Here is a 21,188-nt window from a genome sequence, read left to right on the forward strand (position 1 = left end):
CCGCATGACCACAGCTTCCGGCTCCCTCACCATCGTCGTCGCCACCGACCTCAACAACGGCATCGGCATTCGCAACACCCTGCCCTGGCATCTGCCGGAAGACCTGGCCCATTTCAAGCGCACCACCTCGGGGCATGCCATCCTGATGGGCCGCAAGACCTTTGAATCGATCGGCCGGCCGCTGCCCAACCGGCGCAACATCGTCATCACCCGCAATGCCGAATGGCAACACGCGGGGGTGGAGACGGCGGCTTCGCTGCAGGAGGCCGCCGCGCTGGCGCAAGGTGCACCGGCCTTCATCATCGGCGGTGCGCAGATCTACGCGGAAGCCCTGCCGCTGGTGGACCGGCTCATCATCACCCGCATCAACCAGGCTTTTGATTGCGACGCCTTCTTCCCGGCCCTGGACCCGCTGCTGTGGCAGGAGACGGCACGTGAGGACCACCGGTCCGAAACTTCCGGATTGGACTACGCTTTTGTGACATACGAAAGACGTTGAACCACGTCGGCGCGAGGCTGTTGTTTTTTCCCTTTTTTGCTTAAACTGCGCACCTCTTTAGCGCAGTTGGCGCGCACGTTGCGCGCATATCTGCGACAATCCCGCTTTCATTTTTCCGGCGCGCAAGCACTGCCAGCCCAGGCGCTTTTCTTTTCACCCCCTGCGCGCGCCCGCCTACCCGGTCCCACGCGCGCAAAGCCTGGAGAAATCCATGAAATTCCGATTCCCCATCGTCATCATCGACGAAGACTTCCGCTCCGAAAACACCTCGGGCCTGGGCATCCGCGCCCTGGCCGACGCCATCGAAGCCGAAGGCATGGAAGTGCTGGGCGTGACCAGCTACGGCGACCTGGCCCAGTTCGCCCAGCAGCAGTCGCGCGCCTCGGCCTTCATCCTGTCCATCGACGATGAAGAAATGGGTGCCGGCTCTGACGAAGAAACCGACCACGCCCTCAAGGCCCTGCGTGCCTTCGTGAGCGAAATTCGTCACAAGAACGCCGACATCCCCATCTACCTCTACGGTGAAACCCGCACCTCGCGCCACATTCCCAACGATGTGCTGCGCGAACTGCACGGTTTCATTCACATGTTCGAAGATACGCCGGAGTTCGTGGCGCGCCACATCATCCGCGAAGCCAAGTCCTACCTGGACGGCCTGGCCCCGCCGTTCTTCCGCGCCCTGGTCGATTACGCCCAGGATGGCTCCTACTCCTGGCACTGCCCCGGCCACTCCGGCGGCGTGGCGTTCCTGAAGTCGCCCGTGGGTCAGATGTTCCACCAGTTCTTCGGCGAACGCATGCTGCGCGCCGACGTCTGCAATGCCGTGGAAGAACTGGGCCAGCTGCTGGACCACACCGGCCCGGTGGCCAACTCGGAACGCAATGCGGCGCGCATCTTCAATGCCGACCACTGCTACTTCGTCACGAACGGTACCTCGACCTCCAACAAGATGGTCTGGCACTCGACCGTGGCACCGGGCGACATCGTCGTCGTGGACCGCAACTGCCACAAGTCCATCCTGCACTCCATCATCATGACCGGCGCGATTCCCGTGTTCCTGATGCCGACCCGCAACCACCTGGGCATCATCGGACCGATCCCGCTGGAAGAGTTCACCCTGGAAAGCATCCAGCGCAAGATCGAAGCCAACCCCTTCGCCCGCGAAGCCAAGAACAAGAAGCCGCGCATCCTGACCATCACCCAGTCGACCTACGACGGCGTGGTCTACAACGTCGAGACCTTGAAGGACATGCTCGACGGCGAGATCGAAACCCTGCACTTCGACGAAGCCTGGCTGCCGCACGCGACCTTCCACGACTTCTACAAGGACATGCACGCCATCGGCAAGGACCGTCCGCGCGCCAAGAAGTCGCTGATCTTCTCGACCCAGTCGACCCACAAGCTGCTGGCCGGCCTGTCGCAGGCCTCGCAGATCCTGGTGCGCGAGTCGGAAACCGTGAAGCTCGATGAAGACGCCTTCAACGAAGCCTTCCTGATGCACACCTCGACCTCGCCGCAATACTCCATCATCGCCTCCTGTGACGTCGCAGCGGCCATGATGGAAGCGCCGGGCGGCACGGCGCTGGTGGAAGAAAGCATCCTGGAAGCGTTGGACTTCCGCCGCGCCATGAAGAAGATCGACCAGGAATTCGGAGATGAATGGTGGTTCCAGGTCTGGGGCCCCAACAGCTTCGCCGCCGACGGCATCGGCGAGCGCGAGGACTGGGTCATCAAGGCCGAGGACGACTGGCACGGTTTCGGCAACCTGGCACCGGGCTTCAACATGCTGGACCCGATCAAGGCCACCATCGTCACCCCGGGCCTGGCCCTGAACGGCCAGTTCGGCGAGAACGGCATCCCGGCCTCCATCGTGACCAAGTACCTGGCCGAGCACGGCGTGATCGTGGAGAAGTGCGGCCTGTATTCCTTCTTCATCATGTTCACCATCGGCATCACCAAGGGCCGCTGGAACACCCTGGTGACGGCGCTGCAGCAGTTCAAGGACGACTACGACAAGAACCAGCCGATCTGGCGCATCCTGCCCGAGTTCGCGCAGCGCAACCCGCGCTACGAGCGCCTGGGCCTGCGCGACCTGTGCCAGCAGATCCACGAGACCTACCGCGCCTACGATGTGGCCCGCCTGACTACCGAGATGTATCTGTCGGACATGCAGCCGGCCATGAAGCCTTCGGACGCCTTCTCCAAGATGGCGCACCGCGAGATCGAGCGCGTCCCCCTGGACGAACTCGAAGGCCGCGTCACCTCGATCCTGCTGACTCCGTATCCGCCGGGCATTCCCCTGCTGATCCCGGGCGAGATCTTCAACAAGACCATCGTCGATTACCTGAAGTTTGCGCGTGATTTCAACGAGAAATTCCCGGGCTTCGAAACCGACGTGCATGGCCTGGTCAAGCGTGAAGTCAACGGCCGCCGCGATTACTTCGTGGATTGCGTCAAGCAGTAAACCTCTGCGCTGCACGTAAAAAAACAGCCGATGCCTGCGAGGGCATCGGCTGTTTTGTTTTCACGCCGGCAGACGCGCCGTCAGAACGTGCCGAGATAAAAGAAGCCCGCCAAGGCCCCGCCAAACAACAACCACAGCGGATGGATCTTGGTCTTGAGCGCGATGATGGCCGTGGCCGCCGTGATCGCCGCCAGGAAGCCGTGGGTGATCGACGCCTGCGTGATCAACAGTGCCGAAGCCGCGACCAGCCCGCCCGTGACGGGCAGCAGGCCGGCCTGCACGTGACGCCGCCAGGGCTTGTCCTTGAACCTCTCCCAGACGTGCAACATGATGACGGTGATGATGGAGGACGGCCCGAACTTGGCCAGGCTGGTCACCAGCATCCCCCAGAAGCCGGCCACATGCCAGCCCACCAGCGTGACCACCATCAGGTTGGGACCGGGTGCCGCCTGCCCCAGGGCGAACAGCGCACTGAAATCTTCGGCGCTCATCCAGTGATGCACTTCCACTACCTGGCGCTGCATCTCCGGCAGGATGGTGTTGCCGCCACCGAAGGCCAGCACCGACAACTGCGTGAAGATGATGGCCAATGCGATCAGGGTCTGGCTCATTGCGCGCCCTCCTGCTTGCCCTCACGCTGTGCCGGCACAGCCTGCGGCTTGGCGGCAAAGCGATCACCGTAACGTGCGGTGAGGACCACGCTGATGGGTGTCATCACCAGCATCACCCACAGCAAGGGAATGCGCAGGAAGGCGATGGCGATGAAGCAGATCACCGCCACGGCCGCCAGCACCAGGTTCTTGCGCAGCGGCAGCGCGATCTTCACGGCCATTTGAATCAGCAGGCCCGCCGCCGCCGCTGCCAGCCCGGCGAACAGATGCTTGACGTTGGGATCATGCTGGAAATGCTGGTAGATCATCCCCAGCAGGATCACCACCATGGAGGGCACGGCGATCAAACCGGTGATGCCCGCCACGGCCCCCTTCCAGCCCCGGAACTTCATGCCCAGCGCCACCGACAGGTTGATGATGTTGCCCCCGGGCAGGAACTGGCACAGCCCCAGCAGCTCGACGAATTCAGGATCGGTCAGCCATTTTCGGCGTTCGACGATCATGCGGTGTGCCAGCGGCAGCGCGCCGCCGAAGGCAGTCATGCCCAGGCCGAGAAAGCCCAGGAACAATTCCCTGGTAGTGGGGATAGGCCGTTGCTCGGCCAGGAGGTCAGGAGTGCTCATCATCATCTCATGCAAGCGCGGCGTGATTGCCGCATGCATGAAAGGCTACGCTTGAGGAGGTTTTTTGTCTAATATATGTCAGAAACCCTATCCATATTTTACCGATATGTCACCATCCATCGACCTGCGCCTGTTGCGCTACTTCATTGCCGTGGCTGAAGAGGGCCACCTGACCAAGGCGGCCGAGCGCATCGGCATCCAGCAGCCGCCGCTGTCGCAGCAGATCCGCCTGCTGGAGCGCGAACTGGGCGTGACGCTGTTCAACCGCCTGCCGCGCGGCATGGAACTCACCGACAGCGGCACCGCCCTGTTCAACGATGCCCGCGCCCTGCTGGCGCAACTCGATACGACGGTGGCCAGCGTGCGCCGCATCGCCCAGGGCAAGATGGGACGCATCGCCGTGGGCTTCACCGAATCGGCCTCGCTGCATCCCTTCGTGCATTCGGTCATTCGCGCCTTCCGTGCCGATGCGCCGGACGTGGCGATGACGGTGGAAGAAAGCAATACGAATGAGCTGATCGAAGCGCTGCGCGCCAAGCGCCTGGACCTGGCCTTCGTGCGTTCTCCCGTGGGGGATTCCGGCGGCCTGACCATCGAGACCATGCTGGTGGAAGACATGGTGGCCGCGTTGCCGATCGACCATCCGCTGGCCGAGCAAGGCAAGCGCAAGAGCATCGCCCTGCACGCGCTGGCCGAGGAATCCTTCATCATGACGCGCCGGCCCAATGGCCCCGGCCTGTACGACACCATCATCGCGGCCTGCCATGCGGCGGGCTTCTCGCCACAGGTGATACAGGAGGCGCGCAAGAATCTCTCCACGCTCTCGCTGGTGGCGGCGGGCGTAGGGGTGGCCGTCATCCCGGCGTCGATGACGCGGGTCAATGCGGAGGGGGTGGTGTACCTCAAACTGACCGGCGCAGCCGAGCTGAAAGCGCCGCTGCACCTGGCTTACCGCACCGGCAGCATCAGCAGCGCGGCACGGCTGATGCGTGAAGAGGCGCTGAAACTGAGTGCGGGGCGCAAGCGGCGCTGATGTCGGCAGACATATTGCCGAGATATGGCAATCCGTTGATCGATACAAAAATGGCTTCCCGCAGGAAGCCATTTTTTTGTACTGCCGATATGGTTTATATCGTTTTCAGGTTTTGGGCAAGGTCACGCCATGCTGTCCCTGGTACTTGCCGCCGCGATCCTTGTAGGAGGTCTCGCAGACTTCATCGCTTTCGAAGAAGAGCACCTGGGCGCAGCCTTCACCGGCATAGATCTTGGCCGGCAGCGGCGTGGTGTTGGAGAACTCCAGGGTCACGTAGCCTTCCCATTCCGGTTCGAAGGGGGTGACGTTGACGATGATGCCGCAGCGCGCGTAGGTGGACTTGCCCAGGCAGATGGTCAGCACGCTGCGCGGGATGCGGAAGTATTCGACGGTACGCGCCAGGGCGAAGGAATTGGGGGGGATGATGCAGACATCGCCCTTGAAATCCACGAAGGATTTTTCGTCGAAGTTCTTGGGATCGACGATGGTGGAATTGATGTTGGTGAAGATCTTGAATTCGTTGGCGCAGCGGATATCGTAGCCATAGGACGAGGTGCCGTAGGAAACGATCTTGCTCCCGTCGGCCGCCAGACGTACCTGCCCGGGCTCGTAGGGTTCGATCATTCCTTCCTGCTCCGCCATGCGGCGGATCCACTTGTCTGACTTGATGGCCATGGTATTCAACGTATTCAAAGAATCCGGCATTTTACGCGAAAACCGGCCCAAGTTGGGCCATCGCGGGCCATCCTGGCACGCCCGGGCCTGCCGCTCTTGCCCGGCAGGCCGGTTGCCCGGACTAGCGTCCTCCGCCGAACAGGGACTTGAAGAAGCCCACGCGTTCGGGTTGGCGGCGTTCATAGAAGGGCTTGGTCTCGGTCAGCATGAAGTCGGCGATGCTGTTGCCGGCCTCCACGCGCAGCATGTCCACCGGTGCATTGGCCGGTCCGTGATCGGCGATCACGGGCGTGATCTCGCGCATCAGGCGTTCCATGTGGCTCGCGGGAAGATCGACGCCTATCACCAAGGTGGGCTGTGGATCGTGACCAAGATTGTGCATGAGGGCCAGGTAGGCGGCCTTGACCTTGTCGTGGCGGGTAAAGAACGCCGACAGCGCGTCCAGCATCGCCTGCGGCGGCTGGTCCGGCACACCCAGCTGCACATTGGCACCGCCCATGTCGCGCGAGGGCGGCACGCCGCCGTTGTCTTGCTGCAGCACATGGGCCACTTCGCCGGGGACGAAGTACTTGGGGAGGGGGCTGTCAGGATAGAGGATGAAAATCGTCCGGCCATCGCCACACATGCGGAAGAGCTCGCGCACCGTCATGCCCAGACAGGAAGCGCCTTCCTCGAAGGCTTGCCCGATTTCCTCCATGGAACTGAACATGGGCAGCATCATCTCGCCGTCTTCGCCGGGCCAGCGCATGATCTGGACCTGCTCGCGGTTGCCGTCGGGCGGCAGGTTGCCGCGCACGAACACGGTGGAGTCCAGCAGCATGCGATAGAAGGCGGGACGCGCTTCCGGGTCTTCGTGGGCCCGGCGCAGGGCTTCTTCGAGGGGGGTGACGGCAGGGGAGGATTCGGCTTGCATGGCGCTCTCTTTCTGGTTGTTGGGGTCCATGCCGTACCGTTCCGGCGAACGGCACAAGGCGCACTTTTGAGCAGGCTGCAAATCGAAGGTTCCCATCTTGTGGGATATCGGCGACAATGAACCGATATTTCCAAAAGGAAACAATATGTTCTTCCTGATTGCGCGTTTGCTCAAGGCCTGGACCCGCCCCATTCCCGGCCCGACCGGCGAAGGCAGCCGGGACCACCTGCCGCACGCCGACGGTGGCGAGCCTGCCGACTGGGGGCCGCGTGTTTACCTGCCGGGCCACGGAGACATTTCATTGCGCCGCGCCTTGCCCAGGGTCGCCGCCATGGAGAAGCCGGAACTGGTCTGCGAGTGCATCACGCAGCATTCGGGCTATCTGCGCCAGGCCGGCATCGAACGCGCGATGGTGTTGAATGACACGCGCTACCTGCCGCTGCTGGCGGCTCGCCTCAACGATTGGAGCGCTCCGGTACGGCAGGCAGCGCAGCAGGCACTGGCGCATTACCGCAGCACGCATCCTGCGGCCGATTTCGTCCCCGCCCTGGCCGCGTTGCATGGCGCGGCACGCGGGCAGCGCTCGGACCGCGCGTGGATCGCCGCATTCGTGCAAGGGCTTGATGCGGATGACACTGCGGATTGGCTGAAGCCCGCGCTTGCGTCACGCGATGCGCCCCTGCGGCGCGCAGCGTATGCGCTGGCAATGGATTACCTGCCGCAGCGACTGGACGAACTGGTGGCCTTCGGCCTGGGCTCGCGCGATCTGATGCAGGCGCACCGGGCGCTGCTCGCCCTGCCCCGGCTTGATGACGAGAGGCGTCGCGCGCATACATCGTTGGGCCTGCGCTCGCCGTTCGGACAGGTGCGCCAGTTCGCGGTCGACCATGCGCCTGCGCCGTTGCCCCGGGAAGCGCTGCTGACGCTGCTGTTCGATCCGATGCCGCGCATCCGGCAGACGGCGGCAGCGCAACTGGCAGCGTTGGGAGAGGATGTGAAGGGCCACGTGCATCAGGCCATCCAGGATGGACAACTGGCCGCGCGTCCGCTGTGCGCCGCACTGGCGCTGCTGGTGCAGTGGCGGCAGCCGGATGTGGAGAATTTGTTGCGCCACCATGCGGACGATGCGCGCGAACGGGTGCGGAGACAGGCCTTGTTCCTGTGGGCCAGGGTGTTGCCGCAGGAACGCGATGCCGTGGCCTCGCGGGCTCTGCTGGACGCGGCGGGCTCGGTGCGCAAGCTGGCGGTGCAGCTGTGCCGGGATGGCGCTTACGTCCGCTTTGAGGATATCGCCACCATGCTGCGTGAGCATGGACATCAGACGGCGGCGCTATCGCTCTGTGCGCGCCATCCTTGGGATATGGTGGCTTGTGTCGTTTTCATTGACAGCCTCGGGGAGCGTCAGCCCTGTCAGGATGAACGCCTGCGCGCCGCGCTGGTACCGTGGCTGGGCAATGCGGAGGCTGGATGGACCAGTCCGCAGCCTTGGCATATCGCGCTGATGCAGGAGCGGGATGGGGTGCGGAGGCTGCCGCGGATCATGTCGCCGGGTTGGGATGCGGAGTTGGATGCGTTGCTGAGCGGGTTGATGGAGCGGTGATGGACTGAAGGGCCGATGCAAGTTTCTGGTGTGACGCTGTGTTGACACTGCTTCGCCAGCGAGAGTGTTGCGGGTACCAGCGGCTTTTTGGCTCACATCACTTCTGCACTTTCTTCTTTCGCACAACATCCGCCAGGACGAAGAGCAAGCCTCCGTCTGGCTCTTCCTCACCGCTGCATGCTCTCCCACACCTTCTGCAAGCGCTTCACCGACACCGGCATCGGCGTCTTCAGTTCCTGCGCATAAAGCGACACGCGCAGTTCCTCCAGCATCCAGCGGAACTCGGTCATCTTGGGATCAACCCGGCCGGCGCGGTCCTTCAGGGCGCGCTGGTAGGGCAAGGCCACCGAATTCCACTCCGCCAGCAGGCGCGTATCGCGGGCGGGATCGGCGCGCAGCTTGTCCAGCCGCACGTTGATGGCCTTGAGGTAACGCGGATAGTGGCTGAGATTTCCGTAATCCGTTTCCGCCACGAAACGCTTGCCCACCAGTTGCGCCAACTGCGCCTGCATGTCAGCCGCCGCAGCCGCATGGGCCTTGATGCCCTGCAGCTTCTTGGGCAGGGCGTGATACTCGGCCAGCACCTGGCCGCACAGGCGCGCGATCTCGTTGACCAGCAAACCCAGCCGCGCCTTGCCTTCATCACGGCGGCGGTTGAATTCATCCGCGTTGCGCGGCAGCGGGTCCTGCAGGAAAGCCCGTTCCAGACCGGCGTTGAGGATCTGTTCACGCAACTCTTCCTGCGAACCCAGCGCCATGAATTGCATGCCCATCTGCTGCAGGCCCGGAATGTTCTTCTCCAGATACTTCAGCTGCTCCTTCATCTGCAAGGCAAACAGCCGACGCAGGCCGGCGTAATGGAAACGCGCCGCCTCGGCCGGATCATCGAAAACTTCCAGATCGCAATGCGTCTTGCGATCCACCAGCGCCGGGAATCCGATCAGCGTCTGCGCCTGCTTGCCGCTGCCACGCGTGATCTCCAGCAGCTCCGGCAATTCACCGAAACTCCAGCTGGTGAGATTGCTGTACTCGCCCACTGAGGCGGGGGCCGCCGGGGCTGCGCTCGGACCGGGCTTGCCGGGTGCGGCAGCGGGCGCGGGTGCGGAGCTGTCCTCATCCTCGCGCGGGGCAATGGCCACCTGCTCGGCCAGCTTCTGGAACTGCTGGCGCGCCTGCCCGCCGAATTCGGCCTGCAAGGCAGCGAGATTGCGGCCCATCTCCAGCTGTCGTCCATGCTCGTCGACGATCTTGAAGTTCATCGCATGGTGCGCCGACAGCGTCTCCTGCTTGAAGTCGCTGGGCTTGACCAGAATCGTGATCTGCTCGCGGATGTCGGCAATGATGGCGTCGATCAGGTTGCCTCGGCCGAAGATCTTGCGCTCTTCCATGCGCTCGCAGAAACGCGCGGCGTAATCGGGCAGCGGCACGCAATGGCGGCGCAGCTTCTGCGGCAGGGATTTGAGCAGCAGGTGCACCTTCTCCTTCAACATACCCGGCACCAGCCAGTCACAGCGGTCCGACGAGACCTGGTTGAGCGCATACAGCGGCACGGTGAGGGTCACGCCATCGCGCGCCGCACCGGGTTCGAAGTGATAGCTCAAGGCCATGGCGATACCCGCCACGTTCATGGTCTTGGGGAAGAGCTCGGTGGTCACGCCCGCGGCTTCGTGACGCATCAGGTCGTCACGGTTCAGGTACAGCAGCTTGGGATCGGCGGCAGTCGCCTCCTTGTGCCACTTCTCGAAATCGACCCCATTGCAGATGTCGTGCGGGATCAGCTTGTCGTAGAAACCGATGATCAGTTCATCGTCCACCAGCACATCGAGGCGGCGCGATTTGTGTTCCAGGTTCTCGATCTCGCGTACCAGCTTCTGGTTGTGCGCAAAGAACGGCGCGCGCGTCTCGAAGTCGCCACCGACCAGCGCGTCGCGGATGAAGATCTCACGCGCTTCAGTCGGGTTGATCTTGCCGTAGTTGATGCGGCGCTGGCTGTACACCACCAGCCCATAGAGCGTGGCGCGCTCGGAGGCGGTGACCTGGGCGGCGCGCTTCTCCCAGCGCGGCTCGCCCCAGGATTTCTTGAGCAGATGGCCGCCGAGTTTTTCCAGCCACTCGGGCTGGATGTTGGCCACGCAGCGCGCGTACAGGCGCGCAGTGTCGACCAGCTCGGCCGCCATCACCCAGCGGCCGGGCTTCTTGGTCAGGTGCGCACCGGGCCAGATGTTGAACTTGATACCACGCGCGCCCAGGTATTGCGCATCGTCCTCGCTCTTGAAACCGACGTTGCCCAGCAAGCCGGTCAGCAAGGCCAGGTGCAGTTGATCGTAGGTGGCCGGGGCCTCGTTCAGACGCCAGCCCTGTTCCTTGACGATGGTCAGCAGCTGCGAATGGACATCGCGCCATTCACGCAGGCGCAGTTGCGAGAGGAAATTCTCGCGGCAATGTTCCTGCAACTGGCGATTCGATTTCTTGTGCGCGATGGCCTCTTCGAACCACTTCCAGATCTTGAGATAGCTGGCAAATTCCGACTTCTCGTCGGCGAATTTCCTGTGGGCGTTGTCGGCGGCATTCTGCGCATCCATGGGCCGGTCGCGCGGGTCCTGTACGGAGACCGCTGCGGCGATGATGAGCAATTCGGTCAGGCAGGCGTTGTCGCGGCCGGCCAGGATCATGCGGCCCACGCGCGGATCCAGCGGCAGGCGGGCCAACTGCTTGCCCAGCGCCGTCAGGCGATTGACGCCGCCCTGCTCTTCCACCGCGCCCAGTTCCTGCAGCAGCTGGTAGCCGTCGGCAATGGCGCGGCCCAGCGGCGGTTCGATGAAGGGGAAGCTCTCCACATCCGTCAGATGCAGCGACTTCATGCGCAGGATGACCGAGGCCAGCGAAGAGCGCAGGATCTCGGGGTCGGTGAACTTGGGGCGCTGCAGGAAATCCTGCTCGTCATACAGGCGGATGCACACGCCCGCCGCCACACGGCCGCAACGGCCGGCGCGCTGGTTCGCCGCCGATTGTGCCACCGGTTCGATCTGCAACTGCTCGACCTTGTTGCGATAGCTGTAACGCTTCACACGGGCCAGACCGGCATCGACCACATAGCGGATGCCCGGCACGGTCAGTGAAGTTTCGGCCACATTGGTCGCCAGCACGATGCGACGGGCATTGCTGGTCTTGAAGACGCGCTCCTGCTCCTGGGCGGAGAGGCGCGCAAACAGCGGCAGGATCTCCACATGCGGCGGATGATGCTTGCGCAGCGCTTCGGCGGCGTCGCGAATCTCGCGCTCACCCGGCAGAAACACAAGCACATCACCGGAACCGATACGCGCCAGTTCGTCCACGGCATCGACCACGGCATCCATCAGGTCACGCTGTTCGCGGTCCTTCTGGGCCTGGCTGGCGCGGCCTTCGGCACGCGCACGGGCCTGCGCCACTTCGGTGGAGACGCCGCTGCGGTCAGCATTGTCGATGGGACGATAGCGGATCTCCACCGGGTACAGGCGGCCCGAGACCTCGATCACCGGGGCCGGCACGAGCTCGCCCTTGAGCTCGCGGCCAAAATGGCGGGCAAAGCGGTCGGCATCGATGGTGGCCGAGGTGATGATGATCTTCAGGTCGGGGCGCTTGGGCAGCAACTGCTTCAGGTAGCCCAGCAGGAAATCGATGTTGAGGCTGCGTTCATGCGCCTCGTCGATGATGATGGTGTCGTACTGGCGCAGCAGCGGATCGGTCTGCGTCTCGGCCAGCAGGATGCCGTCGGTCATCAGCTTGATCCACGCGCCCTTGGACAGCGTGTCGTTGAAGCGGACCTTGTAGCCGACCAACTCGCCTGGCGGGGAATTGAGTTCCTGGGCGATGCGCTTGGCGGTGGAAGAGGCGGCGATACGGCGCGGCTGGGTGTGACCGATCAGGCCCTTCTCGCCACGACCCAGCTCCAGGCAGATCTTGGGCAGCTGGGTGGTCTTGCCGGAACCGGTCTCGCCGCTGACGATGATGACCTGATGGGCCCGCAAGGCCTCGGCGATCTCGTGGCGGCGGCCGGAGACCGGCAGCTCTTCGGGGAAAGTGACCGGCGGCAGCGGATTGCGCACGGGCGGCGCGGCATGGACGGCTGGCTCGGCGGCGGCGCGACGCGGACCGCGCTGCTCGCGCGGGCCGCGCGGACGATCTTGTTGCGGGTTCTGCTGCGCCTGGCCGCCGGGGGGAGTGTTGGATGCTTTGGTAACGGACATGAGGCCGACATTATACCTGCCACCGCCCGCCCGGTCAGGCTGCGTGCGGCTGGACGGCCGATGGTGCAGGTTTGGGGGCGGCTTGCGGGCCGGTTGGCCCCGCTTTGCAACATCCGCACAAGAAATCTGCCCCGAAGCGGCCCGCAAGCCTACGGCCCGCCGCGACGCTGGTTATAATGCGCGTCATGGAAAAACAGACCGAATTCGTCAACTGGCTGCGCTCCGTCGCGCCCTATGTCCACGCCTTCCGCGGCAAGACCTTCGTGGTCGCCTTCCCGGGTGAGCTGGTCACGGCCGGCGGCTTGCAGGTGCTGGCCCAGGATCTCTCGCTGCTGCACGCGCTGGGCATCCGCGTGGTGGTGGTGCATGGCTCGCGCCCGCAGGTGGCCGAACAGCTGGCCCTGCGCAATGTCGAGGCGCGCTTCCAGAACGGCTTGCGCGTGACCGACAGCGCCGCCCTCGAGTGCGCCAAGGAAGCCGCAGGCGAACTACGCCTGGACATCGAGGCTGCCTTCAGCCAGGGCTTGCCGAATACACCCATGGCGCATTCGGCCATCCGTGTGATCTCCGGCAACTTCGTCACCGCCCGCCCGATGGGCGTGATTGATGGCGTGGACCTGCAACTGACCGGCGTGGTGCGCAAAATCGCCGCCGACGTCATCCAGCCCATCATGAACGCAGGCGGCATCGTGCTGCTCTCGCCGCTGGGTTTCTCGCCCACCGGCGAAGCCTTCAACCTGACCATGGAAGACGTGGCCGTGTCCGCCGCCATCGCGCTGCGCGCCGAAAAACTGATCTTCCTCTCGGAAACCCCGCTGATGAAGGATGCCGGCGGCGCTGAAATCCGCGAGCTGTCTTCTCACCAGGCTGAGGCCGTGCTATCGGCCGGCTTCCTGCCTTCGGATGCGGCCTTCTATCTGGCCAGCGTGGTCAAGGCCTGCAACGCCGGCGTCTCGCGCGCCCACATCGTGCCCTTCTCCACCGATGGCTCGGCCTTGCTGGAACTGTTCACCCACGATGGCGTGGGCACCATGGTCACCTACGAGAACCTGGAAAGCCTGCGCCAGGCCACCATCGAGGACGTCGGCGGCATCCTGAAGCTGATCGAACCGCTGGAAGCCGATGGCACCCTGGTCAAGCGCGGCCGCGAACTGATCGAACGGGAAATCCATTACTTCTCCGTGATCGAGCACGACAATGTCATCTTCGGCTGTGCTGCGCTGTATCCCTTCCCCAAGGAACGCATGGGCGAGATGGCCTGCCTCACCGTCAACCCGGAAGTGCAAGGCCAGGGCGACGGCGACCGTATCCTGAAGCACATCGAAACCCGTGCCCGCGAAGCCGGGCTGACCAAGCTCTTCGTGCTCACCACCCGTACCTCGCACTGGTTCCTGAAGCGCGGCTTCGTGCTGGCCGGTGTCAACGACCTGCCGCAAGATCGCCAGCAGATCTACAACTGGCAGCGCAAGTCGCAGGTATTGATCAAGAATTTGTATTAATCATTTTTCCGTCAGGACGTGAGCAGGCTCAACCGCTGACCCCCATCGCTGGCCCGCCCGTCCCAGGCATTTCAATTTAACGAACCAAGGAATCGACATGGCACGCATGGTCCATTGCATCAAACTGAACAAGGAAGCCGAAGGCCTGGACTTCCCGCCCTATCCGGGCGAGCTGGGCAAGCGCATTTATGAAAGTGTCTCCAAGGAAGCCTGGGCCGCCTGGCTCAAGCACCAGACCATGCTGGTCAACGAAAACCGCCTGATGCTGGCCGACGCCCGCGCCCGCAAGTATCTGGCCGCGCAGATGGAGAAGCACTTCTTCGGCGAAGGCGCCGATGCCGCCGCCGGTTACGTGCCGCCGAGCGAATAAGCTGCCCTGGTCGCTTGAGCAAGGCCGCAACGCCGCCCTGGTTCGCCACGGCGGCGTTTGTTTTGGCTGACGCATCGCGCCGGCCGGCTCGTCTACAATGCCGACTCCGAACCCTGATTCCCTACCGACTTCCCGCTGGAGCTCATCTTGTCCCTGCGTCATCTGCGCCTTGCCGTGCTTGCCGTCAGTCTCGGCTTTACCTTTGTTTCCCCCTGGGCCCACGCGGCCACGGCCAGCGCTGCGCCGACGCTGCCAGCCGGCGTCACGCAAGGCCCCAGCGCCGAGGGCATCAGCGAATACCGCTTTGCCAATGGCTTCAAGCTGCTCCTGCTGCCGGACGATTCCAAGCCCACGGTCACCGTCAACATCACCTACCTGGTCGGCTCGCGCCACGAGAACTATGGCGAGACCGGCATGGCGCACCTGCTGGAACACCTGATGTTCAAGGGCTCGCCGCACAACCCGGCGATCCCGCAAGAATTCAGCAAGCGCGGCATGAACTTCAACGGCACCACCTGGCTGGACCGCACCAACTACTACGAGACCTTCGAGGCGGGCAAGGACAACCTGCAATGGGCGATTGCCATGGAAGCCGACCGCATGGTCAATTCCCGTATCGCGCGCAAGGATCTCGACAGCGAGATGACGGTGGTGCGCAACGAGTTTGAATCCGGCGAGACATCGCCCTCGCGCGTGATGTTGAAGCGCATGCAGAGCGTGGCCTACGACTGGCACAGCTATGGCCGCAACACCATCGGCGCGCGCAGCGACATCGAGAACGTGCGCATCGAGAACCTGCAAGCCTTCTACCGCACCTACTACCAGCCCGACAATGCGGTGCTGCTCATTGCCGGCAAGTTCGATCCGGCACAGGTACTGCAATGGGTCAACCAGAGCTTCGGCCGCCTGCCCAAGCCCAAGCGCAAGCTGCCTGAATTCTGGACCGTGGAGCCGACTCAGGACGGCGAACGCCAGTTCGCCATTCGCCGCCGTGGCGACCTGCAACTGGTGGCGCTGGGCTACAAGATGCCCTCCGCGCTGCATCCGGATGCCACCGCCCTCTCGTTTGCCAGCGACATCCTGACCGACACGCCCAATGGCCGCCTGCACAAGCTGCTGGTGGAAAAGGGACTGGCCACGCAGGTCTATGCGATGCCGCTGAGCGGCTACGCGCCGGGGCTGCAGATGATCGTGGCGCAGGTCAAGGCAGGCGCTGACATCGAACCGGTCAAGCAGGCCATGATCAGCGCCGTCGAATCCTTCAGCACCGCACCGCCGACCGCCGAGGAACTGGCACGCCTGCGCCGCGAGAGTGCCAACAACTTCGAGACGCTGCAGAACAATCCACAGCAGATGGCAGTGGCGATGTCCAATGCGATTGCACGTGGTGACTGGCGTCTGGTCTTCATCGAACGCGATCTGGAGCAGCGGCTGACCAGCGCTGACATCGCTGCGGCGGCTGGCCGCTACTTCCGCCGCGATAACCGTACGGTCGGTCTCTACCTGCCGGAAGATCATCCACAGCGTGCCGAGGTCCCGCCCGCACCGAGCGTGGAATCCCTGTTGGCGCAATACCAGCCGCGCCCGGCCATCGCCTCGGGCGAAGCCTTCGACCCGGCCCCGGGCAACATCGAACAGCGCACCACACGCGTAGCGCCAGGCCAGCCGCCCCACACCGCACTGAAGCTGGCCCTGCTGCCCAAGCAGTCGCGTGGACAGACGGTGTCGGTGAGCATGAACCTGGAGTTTGGCGATGCCGATAGCCTGTTCGGCCAGCGTGCGGTCGCCTCGCTGACGGCGGCCATGCTCATGCGCGGCACGCGCGATCTGGATCGCCGCCAGCTGGCCGATGAATTCACGCGCCTGAAGATCAACGGCAACGTCTATCGCTTCCAGACCACGCGCGAGAATCTGGTCCCGGCGTTTGCGCTGGTAGGCGAAGTACTGCGCCATCCGCGCATGGATCCGGCTGAATTCGCGCAGTTGAAGAATGAGACCGTGGCGGCGCTGGAAGCCACGCGCAAGGAGCCGGACGCGCGTGCCGGCGAAACGCTGCAACTGCACTTCAACCATTACCCGGACGGCGACTGGCGCGCTGCGCAGACGCTGGAACAACGCATCGCTGCCGTGCAGGCGGTGACGCTGGAACAGGTGCAGGCCTTCCATCGCCGCTTCTACGGGGCCTCGCATGGTGAAGTCGCGGTAGTCGGAGACTTCGATGCGGAGGCTGCACGCAAGGCCATCGATGCAGCCTTCGGCGGCTGGACCAGTGCCGCCCCCTATGCGCGCGTGCTGCAGACCTGGGCCGACATCCCGCCCAAGCGCATCCTCATCGATACGCCGGACAAGGAAAACGGTGTCTACCTGGCCCGCCAGAACATCCGCCTGCGCGATGATGATCCCGACTATCCGGCCCTGGCCGTGGCCAATTACCTGCTCGGCGGCTCCAGCCTGAAGTCGCGCCTGGCGGATCGCATCCGCCAGAAGGATGGTTTGTCCTATGGCATCAACAGCGGCTTGCAGGTCGGTGCCATCAGCGATGCAGGCTACTTCAGCGTGCGCGCAATCGCTGCCCCGCAGAACCTGGACAAGGTCGATGCCGCCGTGCGCGAAGAAATCGCCCTTCTCATCAAAGATGGCTTCACCGAGGAGGAACTGCTGCGCGCCAAGTCCGGCATCCTGCAGCAACGCAACCAGCAGCGCGCCAGTGATGGCGGCATCGCCACCAGCTGGAGCGCGCTGATGAACCTGAACCGCAGCTTCCTGTGGCAGCAGCAGCTGGACCTGAAGCTGGCCGACCTGACGCTGGCGCAATTGAATGCGGCCATGCGCAAGTACATCGATCCGGCGCGCATGACCGTGGTGATTGCTCGGGATGAGGCCAAGGCCAGCCAGCCGTGAGGCATCCGCCTGAAATCATCGAGATGAAAAAAATGCCCGTGTCCTGCGACACGGGCATTTTTGTTTGCGACTAAGAAAACGGAGGTTCTCAGAACTCCAGTTTCTTGACGCCTTCGGCCGTCCCCAGCAGGCAGACATTGGCCCCTTGGCGCGCGAAGAGGCCATTGGTGACCACGCCGACGATGTTGTTGATCTTGTCTTCGATGTCGGCCGGATCGGTGATGGCCAGGCCCAGCACGTCGATGATGTAGCAGCCGTTGTCGGTAACCAGCGGCTTGCCGTCGCCATTCTTGTTCAGGCGCAGGCGCGGCTCACCGCCCAGTGCGGCCAGCTTGCGGGCCACCACGGCGTGCGACATCGGGATCACTTCCACCGGCAGCGGGAAAGTACCGAGCACATCAACCAGCTTGGAACCATCTGCGATGCAGACGAACTTCTGCGCCACGGATGCCACGATTTTTTCGCGCGTGAGTGCAGCGCCGCCGCCCTTGATCATGGCGCCGCTGCCATTGATTTCATCGGCACCGTCGATATAGACCGGCATGGTCTCGACCTCGTTGAGATCGAACACGGTGATGCCGTGCGAACGCAGGCGCTCGGCAGTCGCTTCGGAGGACGCCACGGCGCCCTTGATGCGGTGCTTGATCTTGCCCAGTTCGTCGATGAAGAAATTGGCCGTGGAGCCGGTGCCCACGCCGATGATTTCGCCGTCGACCACGTAGTCGATGGCGGCCTTGGCCACGGCTTGCTTGAGTTCGTCTTGAGTCATGATGGTTCAGTTCAACGTAAATAAAACCGGGAGCGTCCCCTTTTTGGCAACGCAAAAAATTCTCACCTTGCAGGATCGGCAATGCTCAATGCACGTCATCCGGCTGTTCATCCAGGGTCTCGAAGAGCGCGATCTGCAGGCGCGAATGCAGCTTGACCAGCTTGCTCCACAGCAACCACAGCAGCCCGGCAGCGGCGGCCAGCACGAAGGCCAGCAGGTTCAACGGGGGCAGGATGCTGGCGCTGAGCACGAAGATGAGCAGCATGATGCCCACGATGGACATGATGGGCAAGACCTCCGAGACCACCTTGCGCACTCCGGAAGTATACGCTCCCGCGAACTCCGGCTTGACACTGACCTCCGCCAGCAGCATCGACAGCGCCTGCAGCTTGCGGTAAGTGGCGATCAGGAAGGGCAAGGAAATGACCAACGCGCAGCCCCAGATGATGGCCTTCTGCACCTCCGGATCGGGCGTCCACGCCGAGAGCTGACGCGAGAGGCCATCGACGAAGAAGGCCCCCGCCAGGAACACCGCAATCACCAGCGCCAGGTTCACCATCACCTGCATGAGGATACGGCGGATGATGCGCGTGAGTTCGGCGCGGTCGCCCGTTGGCTGCAGGCTTTCCAGCCAGCGCGAATACATGCCCAGCAGGCCCGAGACGCGCGCCGGCACCAGCGTGACCGCCTTGGCCGAGAGCGGGTCGGCGGCCTTGATGAGGTAAGGGGTGAGCAGCGCCGTCACCGCCGAGACCGCCACCACGATGGGATAGAGGAAATCGCTGGTGACCTTCAGACTCTGGCCAAGTGCGGCGATGATGAAGGAGAACTCGCCGATCTGCGCCAGGCCCATGCCCACGCGCATCGGCGTGCGGCCGCCCTGCCCGGCCACGAAGGTCCCCAGGCCGCAGCTGATGAGTTTGCCGAAGACCACGGCCAGCGTGATGATGGTGATCGGCATCCAGTACTTGACCAGCACGTTGGGATCAAACAGCAGGCCGATGGCCACGAAGAAGATGGCCGAGAACATGTCGCGGATCGGTTCCACCAAGCGTTCGATGCGGTGCAGCTGGCGCGATTCGGCCATGACCGCGCCGACCAGGAAGGCGCCCAGGGCCACGCTGTATTGCAGCTTCATCACCAGCAGGCAGAAGCCGAACAGCACGCCCAGCACGGCCACCAGCAGCATTTCATTGCTCTTGAAGCGGGCGATGAAACTGAGCAGGCGCGGCACCGCGAGAATACCGACCACCAGCGAGACCGTCATGAACAGCACCAGCTTGCCCACCGTCGTAAAGACTTCTGTGGAATCCACCGAGCCGCTGGTGGCCACACCGGAAAGCAGCGCGATCATGCCGATGGCGAGGATGTCCTCGACGATCAGGATACCGAAGATGATCTGCGCGAACTTCTCGTTCTTCATCCCGAGTTCATTCAAGGCCTTGACGATGATGGTCGTGGAGGACACGGCCAGCATCGCGCCCAGGAAGATGGCGTCCATGCGCTTCCAGCCGAAGTAAAGGCCGATTTCGTAGCCGATCCAGATCATCAGCAGGATCTCGGCCGCTGCCGCGATGAAGGCGGTGGCACCGACCTTGGCCAGTTTCTTCAGACTGAATTCCAGCCCCAGCGAGAACAACAGGAAGATCACCCCGAGCTCCGACAGAATGTGCACGGTCTTCTCATCCTGGATCAGGTCATAGGGCGGCGTGTGCGGACCGATGATCACGCCGGCCACGATGTAGCCCAGCACCACCGGCTGCTTCAGCTTGTTGAAGACGACGGTGACAATGCCGGCAATGAGCATGATGATGGCCATGTCCTGGATGAATAACTCGACTTCGTGCATCGTGCGGGATTTCCTTTCTGTGTTCTGCAGCGTGCTGCAGGAGTGGCTGGATGGCTTCGCAGAACCTGCGGCACCGGGCAAGGCTGCGCCCTGCGGCATGGGCCGCGGACGGTGGATGATAGGGATTGCGGGTACTGCTGGCGGGCCGGCCACACGGGCCCGGCGCTGGGTGCTGATCTGTGTCCGCTCTTGTTGCTGATGACCACGGTACTGCTTCAGCGAAGACGCAGCGGCGGGAGACCTCTTCATCGCACACTGCGGGATGCCCCCGAAAATAACACAACTGACAACCGCACTGCAATGCAAAGTACGTGCCTGCCTTGCGGAGCGAACACTCCTGCACAACGGGATCGCCATCCAGCAAAATGAAAAAGTTAGTAAATCCGGGTGCATCCCGAGGAATGGACGCACCGAAATCTAACAAAACGCAATGGATGAGCTTGGCCGCCAACCCCGCGCGGGCAGGCGGCAAGCGTTCAGCCGGGCACGCGCACCTGTACTTCGACCGCCTTTTCATCGAAGGCGATGCGGGTGGTGAACTTGGCCCGCTTCATGGGGAAGCGCGACTGGAAGTGGCGCACATTGCCTGATCCTGAGATCACACGTCTGACGAACTGATAGTAGGCATCCATGTCGATGACATGGACCGCCAGGAAGTAATCGTATTCGCCGGAGACGAAGTAGCACTGCATCACCTCGGCCTCCTTGGCCATGCGCTGCTCGAAGTCCTGCATGTGCTGGTCGGACTGGTTGTTCAGCGAGATCTCCAGGAAGGCCAGCATGCCGTAGCCGAGTGCGAAGGGATCGACCATGGCCACCTCGGCGCTGATGATGCCGGCCTCGCGCAGTTCGCGGATGCGGCGCAGGCAGGTCGGTTGCGAGATGTGCAGTTTTTCAGCCAGAACGCGCGTGGAGATCTGGTTGTCCTTCTGCAGCATGTTGAGCAGTTTGCGATCCACCTTGTCGAGGGTGTGAAGTTTGGCAGCCATGGGACAGAGTCGAGGATGATGGTTCAGGCCGGCCATTCAAAAATTGCTTGGCTTGGCCGATTCTTATGTTGTACCGTCGCATTATTCAGAAAGTCGGGGACGAAAGCAAAGCAGCACGCCTGGTCACCGCAACAAGGATCTGAATAACTGTGTTGTGAGACAAAACA

Annotated in this window: 15 protein-coding genes; 7 read left to right on the forward strand and 8 right to left on the reverse strand. The window is 63.1% G+C overall.

Going from position 1 to position 21,188, the window contains the following annotated elements:
- Positions 1 to 4 precede the first annotated feature (4 nt).
- Positions 5 to 499, forward strand: a complete 495-nt coding sequence (locus JOD78_RS19000; protein ID WP_134137514.1) for a dihydrofolate reductase — start codon at positions 5 to 7, stop codon at positions 497 to 499.
- A gap of 211 nt (positions 500 to 710) precedes the next feature.
- Positions 711 to 2,963, forward strand: coding sequence for an arginine/lysine/ornithine decarboxylase (locus JOD78_RS19005; RefSeq protein ID WP_121045317.1), 2,253 nt, complete (start codon positions 711 to 713; stop codon positions 2,961 to 2,963).
- Between the two features lie 80 nt (positions 2,964 to 3,043).
- Here JOD78_RS19005 and JOD78_RS19010 read toward each other — a convergent pair whose 3' ends face one another.
- Both JOD78_RS19010 and JOD78_RS19015 read right to left on the reverse strand, forming a co-directional pair.
- Positions 3,044 to 3,574: a chromate transporter gene (locus JOD78_RS19010; protein ID WP_034330199.1), complete on the reverse strand. Its 531-nt coding sequence runs from the start codon at positions 3,572 to 3,574 to the stop codon at positions 3,044 to 3,046.
- Entirely contained in the window at positions 3,571 to 4,203 is a 633-nt protein-coding gene (locus JOD78_RS19015) for a chromate transporter (protein WP_121045377.1), read from the reverse strand. Before JOD78_RS19015 ends, JOD78_RS19010 begins: the two co-directional genes overlap by 4 nt.
- A gap of 100 nt (positions 4,204 to 4,303) precedes the next feature.
- Between JOD78_RS19015 and JOD78_RS19020 the strand changes: the two genes are divergently transcribed.
- The gene (locus JOD78_RS19020) at positions 4,304 to 5,230 is read left to right on the forward strand and encodes a LysR family transcriptional regulator (protein WP_134137515.1); all 927 of its coding nucleotides are present in this window, start codon (positions 4,304 to 4,306) and stop codon (positions 5,228 to 5,230) included.
- 105 nt (positions 5,231 to 5,335) lie between these two features.
- Here the strand turns inward: JOD78_RS19020 and dcd are convergent, their stop codons facing one another.
- Both dcd and JOD78_RS19030 read right to left on the reverse strand, forming a co-directional pair.
- Complete coding sequence (dcd, locus tag JOD78_RS19025; protein ID WP_039784915.1) at positions 5,336 to 5,905, reverse strand: dCTP deaminase; 570 nt, start codon at positions 5,903 to 5,905, stop codon at positions 5,336 to 5,338.
- A 121-nt stretch (positions 5,906 to 6,026) separates the two neighbouring features.
- Complete coding sequence (locus JOD78_RS19030; RefSeq protein ID WP_245202208.1) at positions 6,027 to 6,848, reverse strand: enhanced serine sensitivity protein SseB C-terminal domain-containing protein; 822 nt, start codon at positions 6,846 to 6,848, stop codon at positions 6,027 to 6,029.
- A 115-nt stretch (positions 6,849 to 6,963) separates the two neighbouring features.
- Here JOD78_RS19030 and JOD78_RS19035 point away from each other — a divergent pair, with 115 nt between their 5' ends.
- Positions 6,964 to 8,418: a hypothetical protein gene (locus JOD78_RS19035; RefSeq protein WP_209567341.1), complete on the forward strand. Its 1,455-nt coding sequence runs from the start codon at positions 6,964 to 6,966 to the stop codon at positions 8,416 to 8,418.
- 167 nt (positions 8,419 to 8,585) lie between these two features.
- On the opposite strand, the gene hrpA is transcribed toward JOD78_RS19035, so the two are convergent.
- Positions 8,586 to 12,644 (reverse strand): ATP-dependent RNA helicase HrpA, encoded by a 4,059-nt coding sequence (gene hrpA, locus JOD78_RS19040; RefSeq protein ID WP_209567342.1) that lies wholly within the window; start codon positions 12,642 to 12,644, stop codon positions 8,586 to 8,588.
- 185 nt (positions 12,645 to 12,829) lie between these two features.
- Between hrpA and argA the strand changes: the two genes are divergently transcribed.
- From argA to JOD78_RS19055, 3 genes are all read left to right on the forward strand, one after another.
- The gene (argA, locus tag JOD78_RS19045) at positions 12,830 to 14,143 is read left to right on the forward strand and encodes an amino-acid N-acetyltransferase (protein ID WP_199725134.1); all 1,314 of its coding nucleotides are present in this window, start codon (positions 12,830 to 12,832) and stop codon (positions 14,141 to 14,143) included.
- A gap of 97 nt (positions 14,144 to 14,240) precedes the next feature.
- Positions 14,241 to 14,513, forward strand: coding sequence for an oxidative damage protection protein (locus tag JOD78_RS19050; RefSeq protein ID WP_008331210.1), 273 nt, complete (start codon positions 14,241 to 14,243; stop codon positions 14,511 to 14,513).
- A gap of 147 nt (positions 14,514 to 14,660) precedes the next feature.
- Positions 14,661 to 17,414, forward strand: a complete 2,754-nt coding sequence (locus tag JOD78_RS19055) for a pitrilysin family protein (RefSeq protein WP_209567344.1) — start codon at positions 14,661 to 14,663, stop codon at positions 17,412 to 17,414.
- An 88-nt stretch (positions 17,415 to 17,502) separates the two neighbouring features.
- On the opposite strand, the gene rpiA is transcribed toward JOD78_RS19055, so the two are convergent.
- The 3 genes from rpiA to JOD78_RS19070 form a co-directional block, all read right to left on the reverse strand.
- Entirely contained in the window at positions 17,503 to 18,183 is a 681-nt protein-coding gene (rpiA, locus tag JOD78_RS19060) for a ribose-5-phosphate isomerase RpiA (RefSeq protein WP_039784469.1), read from the reverse strand.
- 85 nt (positions 18,184 to 18,268) lie between these two features.
- Positions 18,269 to 20,032 (reverse strand): cation:proton antiporter, encoded by a 1,764-nt coding sequence (locus tag JOD78_RS19065; RefSeq protein ID WP_034331239.1) that lies wholly within the window; start codon positions 20,030 to 20,032, stop codon positions 18,269 to 18,271.
- Positions 20,033 to 20,508: 476 nt separating this feature from the next.
- Positions 20,509 to 21,021 (reverse strand): Lrp/AsnC family transcriptional regulator, encoded by a 513-nt coding sequence (locus JOD78_RS19070; protein WP_008331218.1) that lies wholly within the window; start codon positions 21,019 to 21,021, stop codon positions 20,509 to 20,511.
- Positions 21,022 to 21,188 lie beyond the last annotated feature (167 nt).

The organism is Herbaspirillum sp. 1130 (genome assembly GCF_017833835.1).
GTDB classification, from domain to species: Bacteria; Pseudomonadota; Gammaproteobacteria; order Burkholderiales; family Burkholderiaceae_D; genus Herbaspirillum; species Herbaspirillum huttiense.

Excerpts from the sequence above, each read along its gene's own strand:
- JOD78_RS19000 (WP_134137514.1), top strand. The coding sequence starts at position 5 with ATGACCACAGCTTCCGGCTCCCTCACCATCGTCGTCGCCACCGACCTC.
- JOD78_RS19005 (WP_121045317.1), top strand. The coding sequence starts at position 711 with ATGAAATTCCGATTCCCCATCGTCATCATCGACGAAGACTTCCGCTCC.
- JOD78_RS19010 (WP_034330199.1), bottom strand. The coding sequence starts at position 3,574 with ATGAGCCAGACCCTGATCGCATTGGCCATCATCTTCACGCAGTTGTCG.
- JOD78_RS19015 (WP_121045377.1), bottom strand. The coding sequence starts at position 4,203 with ATGATGATGAGCACTCCTGACCTCCTGGCCGAGCAACGGCCTATCCCC.
- JOD78_RS19020 (WP_134137515.1), top strand. The coding sequence starts at position 4,304 with ATGTCACCATCCATCGACCTGCGCCTGTTGCGCTACTTCATTGCCGTG.
- dcd (WP_039784915.1), bottom strand. The coding sequence starts at position 5,905 with ATGGCCATCAAGTCAGACAAGTGGATCCGCCGCATGGCGGAGCAGGAA.
- JOD78_RS19030 (WP_245202208.1), bottom strand. The coding sequence starts at position 6,848 with ATGGACCCCAACAACCAGAAAGAGAGCGCCATGCAAGCCGAATCCTCC.
- JOD78_RS19035 (WP_209567341.1), top strand. The coding sequence starts at position 6,964 with ATGTTCTTCCTGATTGCGCGTTTGCTCAAGGCCTGGACCCGCCCCATT.
- hrpA (WP_209567342.1), bottom strand. The coding sequence starts at position 12,644 with ATGTCCGTTACCAAAGCATCCAACACTCCCCCCGGCGGCCAGGCGCAG.
- argA (WP_199725134.1), top strand. The coding sequence starts at position 12,830 with ATGGAAAAACAGACCGAATTCGTCAACTGGCTGCGCTCCGTCGCGCCC.
- JOD78_RS19050 (WP_008331210.1), top strand. The coding sequence starts at position 14,241 with ATGGCACGCATGGTCCATTGCATCAAACTGAACAAGGAAGCCGAAGGC.
- rpiA (WP_039784469.1), bottom strand. The coding sequence starts at position 18,183 with ATGACTCAAGACGAACTCAAGCAAGCCGTGGCCAAGGCCGCCATCGAC.
- JOD78_RS19065 (WP_034331239.1), bottom strand. The coding sequence starts at position 20,032 with ATGCACGAAGTCGAGTTATTCATCCAGGACATGGCCATCATCATGCTC.
- JOD78_RS19070 (WP_008331218.1), bottom strand. The coding sequence starts at position 21,021 with ATGGCTGCCAAACTTCACACCCTCGACAAGGTGGATCGCAAACTGCTC.